This is a genomic window from Pedobacter sp. 01N416, assembly GCF_056399685.1.
Genome location: NZ_JBFTRT010000255.1, coordinates 1 through 14,227, shown reverse-complemented (window position 1 = coordinate 14,227; position 14,227 = coordinate 1). Strand labels below are relative to the sequence as shown.

Here is a 14,227-nt window from a genome sequence, read left to right as displayed (position 1 = left end):
ATACCAGGCAGGATTACACACCAAAAGATGCAAAAGAAGAGGTGCGTGTAAAAGATCTTGTATTAGATGCAGCTAAATTTCCGAATGCTGCGACCTTACAGTTAGACGCTAATTTAGGAAGGCTTACGGTAACAAATACTGTTGGTTATACCTTAGTTGGTACGAATAAAGTATATCAGGAATTATACTCAACAGGTGGAAGAAGTGTGAGCATCCTTAATGCAAATACTGGGGCTTTGGTAGCCAACATTGGTAAAGATTTAGAACAGCATGTAATTGATGCAGGTAAATATGATGATGACCGGTCTGACAATAAAGGTGTAGAGGTTGAAAGTGTAACCGTTGCACAGGTAAATGGGCAAACCTTAGCTTTTATTGGTATGGAACGTGCAGATATGATTGCTGTTTATGATGTAACTATACCAGCCTCACCAAAATTTGTTCAACTATTCTCTACGGGCGATGCCCCTGAAGGTTTATTGTTTGTTAAACCAAAAGATAGCCCTAATGGAAGAAGTTTGTTAATTGTGTCAAACGAGGCTGATGGAACAGTTAAATTCTTTCAGCCCGATAAAATATAGTCTCTCTATCCCTTTATTAATTATTATGTTTTAGCCCCGGTTTTATATCGGGGTTTTTGTTTTTTGAGTTGTCAACTTTAATAGACTGTCGCTATTAAGTTGACAACTCTTCGGCTATAATTCATTTCTAACCTGAGTTCGATTATTAAGTTGTAAAAATAACTATCATATAAGGTTTATTCCTAATCTCATCGTCATGCTGAACTTGTTTTACAAGTAGAAGTAGTATTTTCAATTGTCTTGTAGCTACTAGGTGGTCAGCATCTTTTTTGSCAGGAAAGACCCTGAAATAAATTTACTGCGTAGCTTTCCGCTGCGCTACAGGTCAGGGTGACGACCGACTTAACCCAARMCTGAGYTTAGATAATCAAATCAATATTTAATTATCTAAACTCAGGTTTCTACGAACGAAGAATAAAAAAAGCCCTATATTGCGCTACAAAATAAAACTTTAGGGGTGCCTTCAAATAAGTTGGCTGAGAATATACCCATTTTATAGGTGAAAGGCAAAAGGTAAAAGGCGGAAGGTGAAAAACCCTATGCCCTAAACCTTACACCCTATGCCCTATAAATGAACCTGATCCGGATAATGCCGGCGTAGGAAATTAGTTTGTCTGCAAAAATTGCGCAAAAATGCATACTGCATTTGAAGACTCCTGAAGTTGTACAACAAAATGAAGTCATTTAGCAATGAATTATATTAATGTATTAACAATAGCCGGCTCAGATAGTGGAGGCGGTGCGGGCATCCAGGCCGATTTAAAAACCTTTTCTGCTTTGGGCTGTTTTGGCACCTCGGTAATCACAGCTGTAACGGCACAAAATACAGTCGGGGTGCGGTCAGTGCATGGCATTCCAGCAGAAATGATTAAAGATCAGTTACAGGCGGTATTAGATGATATAGCGCCAGTGGCCATTAAAATCGGCATGATCAACCGTGCTGAAGTTGTACAGGTAATCGAAAAGGAATTAAAAACCTATAATCAATATGTTCCCGCTATTTTAGATCCGGTTATGGTAGCCACCAGTGGCGATCGGTTAATCGAAGCTGATACCGTTACCCAGTTAGTTGAAAAATTATTCCCCTTGGTAACATTGGTTACTCCAAATATAGACGAGGCCATTATCCTTTCAGGGCAGGAGATCCATAACCTCGATGGCATGATTACGGCGGGTAGAAAAATTATCGAGAAAGGTGCAAAAGCCGTTTTAATAAAAGGAGGACATTTAATAGGCCCAATCATTTACGATGTTTTTATCTCTGGAAACGATGCACCAGTAGTATTAGAAAGTGTCTTTATTGCTTCTAAAAATCTACATGGAACAGGTTGTACACTTTCATCTGCCATTGCCGCCGAAATGGCCAAGGGTAACACTCTACTTATCGCAATAAAAAATGCGAAAAACTACATCAGCCGGGCCTTACAAGCTGGTAGCGAGGTAAAAACTGGCAAAGGCAACGGCCCGTTAAACCACTTTTTCGAACCTTTAAAATTAATTATCCAATGAAATGGAGCGAACAGGCCTGGGAAAGAGTTAAACCCATTTATGGCAAAATTTTAAAAATGCCTTTTAACCAAGAGTTGAGCAATGGAACTTTGCCCAAAGAGAAATTTATCTTTTATTTAGCTCAGGATGCTTATTACCTTTTAGAATTCGGCCGGACTTTAAGCACCAACTATATCCTTAGTCAGGCTGCGTATGCCAATGTAGAAATTGCAGTGGCGGCTGTTTTACCATGTTTTTGGATTTATAAAGCCGTTGGCGACCATATTTTCGCACAGCAAAATGACGACCAAAATCCTTACAAAAGGTGGATCGATATGTATGCGGGCGTCGAATTTGCTGCTGCGGTAGAAAAGGCGATTGATATTACTGATCAAATGGCAGCGCAGGCTAATGCAGTAACCCAACAAAAAATGCTGGATGCTTTCGAAATGGCAACCCGTTTAGAATGGATGTTCTGGGATAGTGCTTATGAACTGGAAAAATGGAAAGTTTAATATTTTAACCCTGTATTCTCCAAATTCTTTGATAAAATGTTAAAAATTTGTCGGTATTTCCAATAGATTTAAAGAACTTTGCAATTCAATCTATAATTTAAAACATCATTTTGGAAGAAAGCACGCAAGGACAGGGAATTTTAAGTAAACAAGAAGATAAACCTGTATTAGCACAAAGCTCTCCAAAACAAGTACGTTTTGCCATATCAGCCTTTTACTTTATGCAAGGGGTCTGTTTTGCAAGTTGGGCCAGTAGGATTCCAACTTTTAAAGCTTCTATGGGCCTAAACGATGCAGAATTAGGCTCTATTCTTTTTGCATTACCTGCGGGGCAGATTATAACGATGTTTTTTTCGGCGAAATTGACCACTCATTTTGGCAGTAAGAAAATGCTAAGGGCAACTGCGCCACTTTATGCAATTGCATTAACTTTTTTAGCATTAGCCACAACTGGTTGGCAGTTGGCTGCTTTTTTGGTGCTATTTGGTATAACCGGGAACCTTTGTAACATCGCCTTAAATACACAGGGTGTCGCAGGTGAAAATTATTACGGCAAACCCATTATGAGTTCTTTCCATGGGGCTTGGAGTATTGGTAATTTAACGGGGGCTTTAATAGCCCTGGGGCTGGTTAACCTAAAATTAGGCATGTATACCCATTTTTGGATCATTGCACTAATATCCTTAAGCAATGTTGCGCTTAACTGGAAAAAGTTGCTGAACTATAATAAACCAGATACGGTGGTTGAGAAAACGAAGTTTTTTACCATGCCACAGGGTATTTTGGTGTTATTGGGCGTTATCGCATTTTGTAGTATGGCCACCGAAGGAACAATGTTCGATTGGAGCGCTATTTACTTCGAAGATGTGGTGAAATTACCTCATAATAAGGCGATTATAGGTTATGCGTCGTTTATGTTTATGATGGCAAGCGGAAGGTTTTTAGGGGTGTTTTTAATCGGTAAATTCGGGCGGAAAAACCTCCTTCAGATCAGTGGTGCCATTATATCGATAGGGATGGCGCTTGCCGTAATATTTCCAAACCTAATTGTCGCTATTTTTGGTTTTATGCTTATTGGCTTGGGTGTTTCGAGTATTGTACCAATGGTATATAGCATAGCTGGTAACAATAAGAAAGTGCCTGCTGGTAAAGCAATAACCATGGTTTCGAGTATTGGTTATTTTGCCTTTTTGTTTGGTCCGCCATTAATAGGCTATGTTTCGCAACTATCAAGCCTGCGTTATTCTTTCGGGATAATTTCTGTTTTTGGTTTGCTGATTACTTTCCTGATCACAAAAATAAAAGCGATAAATTAGCCGAGAGGTGGTTAACTGTTTGAATTGGTTAATTGTTTAACTGAGCGGCATTATAGGGCTTTTGTTTCTATATAAAAATGTATTTATTATTTGGAGCGCCAGTCTGTGCGTAAGAAGAAGCTTCTTCCCGTTTTACGCTTCACTGCCTCGTACCTCGTTGCTGCAGGGTAACGCTTCAACCGGGGCTAGTTGGCCACGACAGCATTTCATTTTTGGGGTTAGGGCGCAAAAACCCCTGTTCTTAAACCCGACAATAGCGGCAGCCTCCGATTAAGCACCGATTTATGTTATATTTTGGTGTGCTTGCTTGTTTCACAGGTCTTCTATCGGAGCTACAGCGAATGGCGGGACTGAGAATCGCCAAGAACCATAAGCCATTCGTTTCCAATAAAAAAACTATCGATTTCATTTGGAGCGCAAGGCCCTGCAAAACAGTAAATGTCTTCCCGTTTTATGCTTATACGCTTTCCCGAAAGTTCGGGATACCTCGTTGCTGCAGGGTAACGCTTCAACCGAGGCTAAAGGGCCGCGACAGTATTTCATTTGTCGGGTTGCAAGGTGCACCAACCTTTGTTCCTAAACCCGATTGCAATGAATCCCGGCATTAATATAAGGAATATTATTTTGCATGGCATAAACCGAAAGCGAGCCATCATTAGAAACAAATTTAGATTGAAGAATTACATTTACATTGGCCTTTTTTAAGCTGCTGAACAATCTTGGTTCGGTTACGTAAACAAGATCATCTCCATCCATCTGGAAGTTGATGTAAACCGAATCGGCAGTGCTGGCTAAATCGTAACCTGGTAAATAAGAAGAAATACCAAAACCACCATCGGCATTGTTATGCAAGGTTAAAAAATAACCTGTGGCTTTTGGATCGTAAAAATCGACAATTTGTTTGCCTGCATTAAGTATTGCTTTTTCAACTTCGTTAGAGCTGAAAAGATCTTTTTTTAACCTTGTATTTACACCTACTTCGGTATAAATAGCGTTTGGGTCTATACGGTATTGATCATCCATATAGGTGAAATAATAATCTCTTACGCCGCCATATTGACTGTCGATGAGCTCGCCACCGCTCCAGCGAATATAATCAAAACCTGCTTTTACACCAGTATCTTCATTATCATGTACAACTAAAAATTTAATGCCATTAGGTTTGTAACTGTATTTTACCAGCGTGATATCTAAGTTTGAAACCTTAACGAAGCTCGAATCAGTACTCATCGCCGGGAAAACAGGCGGGTGTTGCGCATTAACCAGAAGGGTAGAACAGATCAGGAACAGACTTAGAATGAGTTTAAACATAATCCCTAATATACAATGTTGCTACATAATTTGTTTGAAGACAACATTGTATAATTATCTGGGCATCAAAATTTCTAGATGCAGCAAGTGAAAAAATAAAGTGGTTCGTGGGGACACGAACCACGGTGTGCGGAATTATCCGTGCATGAAAGTTTGACATCTCATTTATCGAAATCGATTGGATGCCTCTTTGCGGATAAATTTCCGTGTTTTCTGTACTTCCGTGGCTAAAAACAAAATCCACAAAAAAGCCCCGATTTTGGGATCGGGGCTAAATTGATTGTTAATCTGGATGTCTATTAATGTCCGTGATCTAAATCGTATTCGTTTACATCTTTGTGTTTGTATGGTTCTACCATTAACTCATCGATTGTTTTTCCTTTTTTGTTAAAGCCTAAACGTTCTAACATTCTGTCGAATATTAAATATACCACCGGTACCACAATTAAGGTTAAGAATAATGAACTGGTTAATCCACCAACAATAACCCAGGCCAAACCATTTTTCCATTCGGCACCTGCACCGCTTGCCAATGCAATTGGAAGCATACCGAATACCATGGCTATGGTGGTCATTAAAATTGGGCGTAAACGTGCGTGGTTGGCCAAAACAAGCGCTTCTTTAGTCTCTTTGCCTTCAGCCTTTAAGTGGTTGGTAAAATCGACCAGGATAATCGCGTTTTTCGCTACCAGACCCATTAACATAATCAAACCTAAAATGGTGAAGATACCGATTGAGTTATTGGTTAAAGCTAAAGCTAACAATGCTCCGATTACCGCTAAAGGCAGCGAAAACATTACCACCAATGGATAGATAAAACTATCGTAAAGTGCAACCATAATCAGGTAAACCAAAATGATCGAAGCCAATAAAGCGATACCTAAAGTACCAAAACCTTCGCTCTGATTTTCCTGATCACCCGCCCAGCTATAACTTACGCCAATTGGGGCTTTAAGTTTGCCATTTTTTTGCAGCTCTTCCAGTTTCGCCTGGAACTCAGCAACCACGGTTCCTGTTGGTCTACCGATTGACTGTGCCTTAACAGATACCGAAGTAGATTTATTTAAACGCTCTAACTGACTCGGACCTGAACCTTCTGTAATGGTTGCAAACTGTGATAACTTGATCTGTTTACCATCGCTGTTTACAAAAATCAGGTTACGCACGTCATCAATATTCTGGCGGTTGAAGTTTTGATACTGAATATTGATATCGTACTCGTATTCACCTTTACGGTATTTACCATCGGTATTACCCGCAAAAGCAGTCTGCATGGTTGAGCCTACAGTTTGTAAAGTTAAGCCAACGGCCGACATCTTATCACGGTCTACCTGAACGTTAATCTCAGGAGTTCCCTTTTCTACTGATAATTTAATCTCTGTAGCTCCAGGGATAGCCGCAAGCACTTTTTGAGCACCTTCAGCATACTTCAATGCGCTGTCTAAATCAGAACCCATTACCACCAATTGGATCGGTGCGTTTTCTGCAATACCCAAAATACTGATCGGAACGGTTTTAACTTTTGCTCCAATTAATTCTTTAGCCAGTGCACGGCTCATTTTAGTTGCGAAAATATCTGAAGAAACACCTTTACGCTCATCGCGTTCAACCAGCTTAACATTAATCTCCGATTTATAGGCTGTAGCCTGTGTACCACCGAAATCACCAGTCGATTGTCCAACTGTAGTAATTAACTGTGTAATTTCTGGTTGTTTATCTAAGAAAGCCTCAGCTTTTTGCGTTAAAAAGTTGGTTTGCTCTAAAGAGGCATCTTTTGGTAACTCTAACTGCACCAAGAACTCACCTTTATCTGATTTAGGGAAAAACTCCGATCCGATAAAACCGCCTACCAATAATCCACATGAGCTAAAGAACATCACCACAACAATAATTAATGTTAAGGCTTTGTGGTTTAACGACCATGTTAAAATGCTGGTAATCCAAAGGGTAAATTTCTTTAATTGTTTTTCGAACCAAAGAATGAAACGGCCAAACAGGTTTTTACCTTCAATACGTTCTAACTTACCAAAACGAGAGAAGATAAGTGGTACAATGGTAAATGAAGCTACTAACGAAAGTAACGTTGCAATAATTACCACAATACAGAACTGACGTAAGATGTTCGATACCAAACCCGTACTTACCGCAATCGGGAAGAACACTACCACAATTACGAAAGTAATCGATACTACGGTAAAACCAATCTCTCTTGTTGCACCGGAATCGATACCATTACAATTAACGCGTTACGTAAACTGTGCAAGAAGAAAAGCATTACGAAAGCCACCAAAATAACCGCCAGGATTAAATCGTGGATTACCGCATCAGCTGATTCTAAGGTAAAGATTGAACTATCGTTTACAATTCTGATGTCGAGGTTGTTGGCCTTGTATTCACCTTTAAGTTTAGCAATAATGGCATGTACACCTTTACTCACTTCTACCGCATTTGCATCACTCTGTTTAATGATCTGAATGGCGATAGATGCTTTACGATCGATACGTGCCAGTTTTTCAGTTTCTTTTTGCGAATCCTGAACGTCGGCAACGTCACCTAAACGAATCTGTGCACCATCTTTAGTCGTTGTTAAAACCAGGTTTCTCAACTCTTCCATACTTCTGTATTTACCCGATAAACGGATCAATACATCCTGGTTTTGGGTTTTAACACTTCCTGTAGGGAAATCTAAGTTAGAACTTAAAATTAATTGCTGCACCTGTGGAACTGAAAGGTTGTAACCTTGTAATTTATCAGCATCTAACGATACCTGAATTTCGCGTTCCGAACCACCAACTAAGTTAACCTGAGCAATACCACTCACCCTCGAAATTACCGGAGCAATACGTTTATCAATTAAATCGTAAAAGGTAATGTCATCCATATTGGCTGATGCCGACATGGTAATTACCGGTAAATCATCTAAAGAGAATTTACTTAATGACGGCGTTTTTACATCCTCAGGCAGATCAGAAAGAATGGCGTTTACCTTTCTTTGTGCATCATTTAAGGAAATATCGATGTTTGCTGCATCAGTTAAGGTGATGGTAACCGTAGATAAACTCTCAAACGATACAGAGTTGATTTTCTTGATGTTTTCCATCGATGATACCGCATCCTCAATCTTTTTGGTTACGGTATTTTCAACCTCATTTGGTGAAGCACCAGGGTAGATGGTCGAAATAGATACTACGTTGTTAGAGAATTTTGGAAGTAATTCATAACCCAACGAAAAGTAACTTAGTAGCCCAAGCAAAGTAAGTGCGGTAAACACCACAATAACCAGCGAAGGCCTTTTTATAGATATGTCTGTTATCTTCATTTTAATTAGTATTGCGTTTTGCGATTGGCGTATCGCGTTTTAAAGCCGAAAAATCCCCTCTAACTTATTTTACAATACTTACCTGAGTACCCTCAGTTAAGTTAATCTGTCCGCTGGTGATTACAGTTTCACCCTCTTTTAAGCCATCAAGAATTTCAACATTGTCTCCTAAAATACGGCCCGCCACAACAGTTCGAGTTTTAGAAGTATTGTTAGATTTATCCAATACAAAAACCTGATTGCTACTTACACTACCTACAAACGAAGTACGTGGAATGAGGATGCTTGGCGCCTGTTTAGGGAACTTGAATATTGCAGTTCCGTACATACCGGCTTTTAAGGTGTTTTTGTGGCTATTATCTACTTCAATTTCGATCGGGAAGTTTAACGTTGCATCGGCTTTGGCAGCGATGAAAGTTACTTTTCCGGAGAAATTATCAGTTGGGAAAACCGAAGATTTGATCTCGATCTGATCGCCGATTTTAAGATTGGCAACCTGCGATTCGTTAACGTTTACTTTTAATTTTAATYTAGAAACATCAACAAGCTCGAACATCTGTGTGCCCTGAGTATTTACAAATGCACCGACTTCGATGTATCTTTTGTTTACAATACCATTGATAGGCGATTTAATGTTTGCATCGCTTAATTTACGTTGCGAAGCCTGTAAGCGCAGTTTCGCATTTCTTGTAGCCAATTTAGCTTGATCTAACTGTTGTTGTGTAACTCCGCCGGTTTGGAATGAGCTCTGGTATCTGGCCTCATCTTTCACTGCATTTTGGTAGTTAGCCTCTGCAGTTTCTCTATCTGTATTGATGATTTCAGCATCAACGCGTGCTATAACCTGACCTTTGCTTACACGGTCACCTTCATCAACATAAATAGCGGTAACACGACCTGCATTTTCTGATAAGAAGTTAAGTTCTTGTTTAGGAATAAAGTTTCCGTTTGCACTGAAATCTAAATTCACAGCTTTTCTCTCTACCTGAGCAACTCGAACGGCAACGGCGCCACCACCTTTAGCAATGAAAGCAGTTTTTTCTTCGTTCTTCTTTTTATTGTTGCTTAAAACATAAGCTATTGCACCAAGGGCAACAACAACTACGATAATTATGGTAATTACTCTTTTCATTTCTATTGTACTAGCGATTTAATATTCCCGTTTGATTTGATTAATTGTATTTCGGCTATTTTGTAATTCAATAAAGCCTGTGTATAACTGTTCTGTGCCTCAGTAAGTGCATTTTCTGTATCCAGAAGATCGGTTAAAGAAGCTAAGCCATTGTTATAATTGTTTTGTGTGCTTTTGTAAATTTCTTGCGCCAAATCCGCATTTTTACGTTGCGATTTAATGGTATTGATGTTGTTGCGCAATTGAATTTTTGCGTTCTCATAAGCCAGGTTTAATGAGTTTACAGATTCTTTTCTGCTCTCTCTTGCTTTCTTAATATCCACATCTGCCTGGCGGATTTTTGAACGTGTTAAAAAACCATTGAAAATTGGCACTTTTAAAGTCAGACCAACTGCCGATGCGCCGTATCCGATTGCAGCAGCATTAGACTTTAGGAAATCGAAACCATCACTTTGGCTCGAGTAGGTATAATTACCCGTTAAAGCCAATGATGGATAATATTCGGCCACGTATGCCTTTCTTTGCAGTGATAAAAGTTTATCCTGATTATCCAAAAGTTTAACCTCTGTTCTGTTTGCCAGATCGATAGAGTCTGTAAATACAGGTAAAGTAGTCACCTCTGTTAATTCGGTAAATGGTAAGGTGATCGGCGTAGAAACCGGCATGCCCATTGAGAATTTTAACTGATTCTCTAATTGGGTAATGGCATTAATTACCTGCTCACGTTGTGTATTCAGATTAGTGAGGTTTACATTGATCCTGTCAACATCGATTTTTCTGGCTAAACCATTTTTAAACTGGTTTGAGACAATTTTTTCTACAATTTTAACATTTTTAATATTGGTATCAATTACGTTTAACTGTTGTCTGTTTACCAAAACCTGGTAGTAATTGTTGGCCACCAGCTCGATAATCTGCTCTTCAGTTAATTTTGAAGTAAGGTTGTAATATTCCTCGCTCGATCTCGCAGCCTGCAAACCAGTAAAAACCTGTTGATTGAATAATTGTTGCGAAAGCTGAACACCTGCAGTCGAATTCCAGTTCTGGCCTAATTTGATCGCCTGTGTCTGTCCGCCGAAATTAGCAACCAGCTGACCGATAATAGGATTATAAGTTAAACCAACATTTCCTGTAATTTGAGGCAAGGCCTGTGCCCTAACTTCCTCCACCTTGTATCTTCCGCCTTCAATATCCAATTTCGAGTTTCGAATCTTGGTGTTGTTTTGGAGCGCGTAGGTTAGCGCATCTTTTAAGGTAACTTGCTGCTGTGCAAGCACCAGCTGCGGTAAAACCGAGCCGATTAGCAGTATGAGCATTAACCTTACCATTTTTACTCTAAGCATAATGTATTGTTTTTTTGTTTTTGGGTTCTTATCTATTTAAAATTTGTGGCTGGTTCACAACCGGTTTATCAGTTGCTGCGGCCGCCGTATTTCAGTCTGAACATCGTAAACCTCTCACAAATATGGTGGTGAGGTTTTTTTGCTTCAGTGTCATTTTGTTTAATGCTTTTTTATCAGGGAAAAGATCTTTTCCGGTTTCCATAATGCACATGGTGCAAAGGCCCATCAAACTTTCCAGGTAAAGTTCTGCAACATGTGCAGTATCATCGTGCTCAATTTCTCCCTTTCCTTTTGCCTGGCTAAAAATTTCTGCGAAGAAATCTTTTTCCGAACTTTTAAGCGTTTGTAACTTTCCTTTGATCACATCATCGTTCAATAAATCAGGAATACCTTCGGTAATCCTTAACATGTAATATTTTTGGAAGAAAGTGTTCCTCACTTCTATGGTGCTAAAAAGGATGTCTTCCAAAGGTTGGTCTGGATTGTATTTCTTTTTGATCAACTCAAAGAAGTCGTTAAATACCCTTTCTATTACTCCAATAATTAAATGCTTCTTATCCGGGAAATAATAATAAAGCGATGGTTTGGAAACGGAAAGATCTTCTGCGATATCGTTCATTGTGGTTTTACCAATACCAAAATGGATAAAGCGTTTTATAGCGCCATCAATAATTTGCTCTCTCTTTTTATCGGCTACAATCATTTTACTTTTCTACTTTCTGACTTTTTTAATATTTTAGTCAAAAATAGTGCTAAAAAATGATTAGTCATGAAAGGTTTGTTGAAAAGCGCATTAAGCTTACAATTTTATGACATAATTTTGTTTCTTGCGCTGTTTATATATCTTTACAAACCAATCGTTTAGAAAATTTGTCAGCACTAATCAACATCTTTATTGTATTGTTTACCATCATAGCAATGGAGTGTTTTTCTTGGTTTATACACAAGTATTTATTCCATGGACCACTATGGTTTATGCATAAAAGCCATCACCAAAAAGCAAAATCATTCTTCGAATGGAACGATCTGTTTGCCGCATTATTTGCTGCAGTATCCTTGTTTTTAATGTATGCTGATCGAGATAATTTAAGTTACCGGTTTTTTATTGGTTTAGGGATTACTTTATATGGTCTGATCTATTTTGTGGTACACGATTGGTTTGTGCACCGGAGATTTAAAACTTTTAAAAGCAACAACACTTATTTGCAAGCCGTGCGAAAAGCACATAAAATCCATCACAAAAATAGAGGGCGGGAAAAAGGAAAGGCTTTTGGGCTATTATTTGTAAGGAAAACAGTATTAAAAAACTAAATTACATGATATGAGAAATTATTGCCTGTTTATCCTTTTCGGAATGATTTGCTTAGCCTTATATTCATGCCATAAAAAAACGAATAAAGACCGCGCTATTGCACTTGTAGAAGCTAAACACGAAAATAATAATCAGGATTTGAGTTTTGATAGTTCCAAATTAGATAGCCTTTACAATATTTCTCCTCAGGCTTATGCTGATAGTCTAAAAAAAGGAAATGAGTTAGATGATACTTTAGCTGTCCTCGAGAGTGAGATAGAACATTTAAGCCAGGCAGAGTCGGATAGTGTAGGATTGATCAGTGCAAAACTTACCAAAGAAAGATACCGTTTATTGGACGTTGCCAAAACCAAACCAGCTTTTATCGGCTGGCAGCTTTCGAAAGTAGTAGTTGAAGGAGAAAAAGCCGACACTTTAAGCTTTAATTTCGATAAGGGGATTACCAAAATCGTTCCTTAACTATTTTTTATTTTACTTTTGCAGCATAACCCAGAATCAATATGCTTCAAATCCAGGAAAATATTTCGTTAAAACCATATAATTCGTTTGGTATCGATGTTAAGGCAAGTTACTTTGCCGAGATATTTTCTGAAGCAGATTTAGCCAGACTGTTTAAAAACGAAATCGTAAAATCTCAAAAGCTCTTGGTTATTGGTGGAGGGAGTAATGTGTTATTTACCCAGGATTATAAGGGATTAGTTGTTAAAATCAGCATCAAAGGCATTCAATCCAGAATGATTGATGATAAAGTGTTGGTAACAGCCGGTGCTGGTGAAGTATGGAACGATTTTGTGAACTACTGTGTTGGGCATCATTTTGCAGGCGTAGAAAATTTAAGCCTGATCCCTGGTACTGTGGGTGCATCGCCAATACAGAATATTGGTGCTTATGGGGTAGAGCTTAAAGATGTTTTCGAAAGCTGCAGTGCTTTTGAGATCAAAACAGGAAAAATCAAAACCTTTACTTATGATGATTGCCATTTCGGTTACCGCGAAAGTATTTTCAAAGGTGAGTTGAAGGGCCAGTATATTATTACATCAGTTACTTTCCGTTTATCGGCGGAAGCGAAAATTAATACCTCATATGGTGCAATTGAAACCGAGCTGCTGAACAGAGGCATCGAAAAGCCGGATATTGCCGATGTTTCATCTGCTGTATCGCATATCCGCGTAAGCAAACTGCCTGATCCGTCTACTATTGGCAACGCAGGTAGTTTCTTTAAAAATCCGGTGATTGAAAAATATGAATTTGCTGATATTGTAGCGAAACATCCCGATGTGGTACATTACCCTACAGCTGATGATAAAATTAAATTGGCGGCCGGCTGGTTAATTGAGCAATGTGGTTGGAAGGGTAAAGTGGTAGGCCAAACAGGTACCTGGAAAAACCAGGCGTTGGTTTTAGTTAACCATGGACATGCGACTGGCACAGAAGTGTATAATTTTTCTGAACAGATTATAGACAGTGTAAAGTCTACTTTTGGAGTCACTTTAGAAAGAGAAGTAAATATTCTGTGACGAAAGCTTGCCATTATGTAGTTGCAAGCTTTTAACACCATGCCAGAAAATTTTGGTACTAAGTTTGTTTAGGTTTAAGCGAACAAACAATAATTCATTTGTTTTTTTATCTACCTAAAGCTAAATATCATGACAAAATTTGAATTCAATCATCTGGTTAATCATCACTCGGTATCGCTTAGATCTTATGCCTTAAATTTTACCAAAGACGCAGAAGACGCAAATGATTTGGTTCAGGATACCATGCTGAAAGCGATCACTTATTACAATAAGTTTAAAGAAGGTACGAATTTAAAAGGTTGGTTGTTTACCATCATGAAGAATACTTTCATTAACAACTATCGCCGACTGGTGAAAACAAATACTTTAATTACGCAGAGCGAAGATATATCT

12 protein-coding genes and 1 pseudogene are annotated in these 14,227 nt (G+C 38.7%); 8 read left to right on the top strand and 5 right to left on the bottom strand.

What is annotated here, in order from left to right; all coding sequences use genetic code 11:
• From AC1DND_RS15075 to AC1DND_RS15060, 4 genes are all read left to right on the top strand, one after another.
• Nucleotides 1–581, top strand: a 581-nt coding sequence (locus AC1DND_RS15075) for a choice-of-anchor I domain-containing protein (RefSeq protein ID WP_477582773.1), incomplete at its 5' end; no start/stop codon positions are given.
• Between the two features lie 690 nt (nt 582–1,271).
• Entirely contained in the window at nt 1,272–2,090 is an 819-nt protein-coding gene (thiD, locus tag AC1DND_RS15070; RefSeq protein ID WP_477582771.1) for a bifunctional hydroxymethylpyrimidine kinase/phosphomethylpyrimidine kinase, read from the top strand.
• Entirely contained in the window at nt 2,087–2,584 is a 498-nt protein-coding gene (locus AC1DND_RS15065) for a TenA family protein (RefSeq protein WP_477582770.1), read from the top strand. The genes thiD and AC1DND_RS15065 overlap by 4 nt, the downstream gene beginning before the upstream one ends.
• Before the next feature lie 110 nt (nt 2,585–2,694).
• The gene (locus AC1DND_RS15060; RefSeq protein ID WP_477582769.1) at nt 2,695–3,900 is read left to right on the top strand and encodes an MFS transporter; all 1,206 of its coding nucleotides are present in this window, start codon (nt 2,695–2,697) and stop codon (nt 3,898–3,900) included.
• Between the two features lie 576 nt (nt 3,901–4,476).
• Here the strand turns inward: AC1DND_RS15060 and AC1DND_RS15055 are convergent.
• The 5 genes and pseudogenes from AC1DND_RS15055 to AC1DND_RS15035 all read right to left on the bottom strand — a co-directional run bounded on the left by AC1DND_RS15055 (nt 4,477) and on the right by AC1DND_RS15035 (nt 11,708).
• Nucleotides 4,477–5,211 carry a hypothetical protein gene (locus tag AC1DND_RS15055; protein WP_477582767.1) on the bottom strand — a complete coding sequence of 245 codons (735 nt, stop codon included), beginning with the start codon at nt 5,209–5,211 and terminating at the stop codon, nt 4,477–4,479.
• A 299-nt stretch (nt 5,212–5,510) separates the two neighbouring features.
• Nucleotides 5,511–8,530 (bottom strand): annotated as a pseudogene (locus tag AC1DND_RS15050) (efflux RND transporter permease subunit).
• A gap of 64 nt (nt 8,531–8,594) precedes the next feature.
• Nucleotides 8,595–9,662, bottom strand: coding sequence for an efflux RND transporter periplasmic adaptor subunit (locus tag AC1DND_RS15045; RefSeq protein WP_477582765.1), 1,068 nt, complete (start codon nt 9,660–9,662; stop codon nt 8,595–8,597).
• 2 nt (nt 9,663–9,664) lie between these two features.
• Nucleotides 9,665–11,005: a TolC family protein gene (locus tag AC1DND_RS15040; protein WP_477582763.1), complete on the bottom strand. Its 1,341-nt coding sequence runs from the start codon at nt 11,003–11,005 to the stop codon at nt 9,665–9,667.
• A gap of 91 nt (nt 11,006–11,096) precedes the next feature.
• Entirely contained in the window at nt 11,097–11,708 is a 612-nt protein-coding gene (locus AC1DND_RS15035) for a TetR/AcrR family transcriptional regulator (protein WP_029279769.1), read from the bottom strand.
• A 167-nt stretch (nt 11,709–11,875) separates the two neighbouring features.
• Between AC1DND_RS15035 and AC1DND_RS15030 the strand changes: the two genes are divergently transcribed.
• The 4 genes from AC1DND_RS15030 to AC1DND_RS15015 form a co-directional block, all read left to right on the top strand.
• Nucleotides 11,876–12,316 carry a sterol desaturase family protein gene (locus tag AC1DND_RS15030; RefSeq protein WP_477582761.1) on the top strand — a complete coding sequence of 147 codons (441 nt, stop codon included), beginning with the start codon at nt 11,876–11,878 and terminating at the stop codon, nt 12,314–12,316.
• Nucleotides 12,317–12,326: 10 nt separating this feature from the next.
• Entirely contained in the window at nt 12,327–12,776 is a 450-nt protein-coding gene (locus AC1DND_RS15025) for a hypothetical protein (RefSeq protein WP_477582759.1), read from the top strand.
• A gap of 41 nt (nt 12,777–12,817) precedes the next feature.
• Nucleotides 12,818–13,834, top strand: coding sequence for a UDP-N-acetylmuramate dehydrogenase (gene murB, locus AC1DND_RS15020; RefSeq protein ID WP_477582757.1), 1,017 nt, complete (start codon nt 12,818–12,820; stop codon nt 13,832–13,834).
• A gap of 129 nt (nt 13,835–13,963) precedes the next feature.
• Nucleotides 13,964–14,227 (top strand): RNA polymerase sigma factor (locus AC1DND_RS15015; RefSeq protein ID WP_477582755.1); only part of this gene is annotated, 264 nt, incomplete at its 3' end.

Bases quoted from the DNA above. Each gene is read 5' to 3' on its own strand.
- AC1DND_RS15055 (WP_477582767.1), bottom strand. From the start codon at position 5,211: ATGTTTAAACTCATTCTAAGTCTGTTCCTGATCTGTTCTACCCTTCTG.
- AC1DND_RS15025 (WP_477582759.1), top strand. From the start codon at position 12,327: ATGAGAAATTATTGCCTGTTTATCCTTTTCGGAATGATTTGCTTAGCC.
- murB (WP_477582757.1), top strand. From the start codon at position 12,818: ATGCTTCAAATCCAGGAAAATATTTCGTTAAAACCATATAATTCGTTT.
- AC1DND_RS15035 (WP_029279769.1), bottom strand. From the start codon at position 11,708: ATGATTGTAGCCGATAAAAAGAGAGAGCAAATTATTGATGGCGCTATA.
- AC1DND_RS15040 (WP_477582763.1), bottom strand. From the start codon at position 11,005: ATGCTTAGAGTAAAAATGGTAAGGTTAATGCTCATACTGCTAATCGGC.
- thiD (WP_477582771.1), top strand. From the start codon at position 1,272: ATGAATTATATTAATGTATTAACAATAGCCGGCTCAGATAGTGGAGGC.
- AC1DND_RS15065 (WP_477582770.1), top strand. From the start codon at position 2,087: ATGAAATGGAGCGAACAGGCCTGGGAAAGAGTTAAACCCATTTATGGC.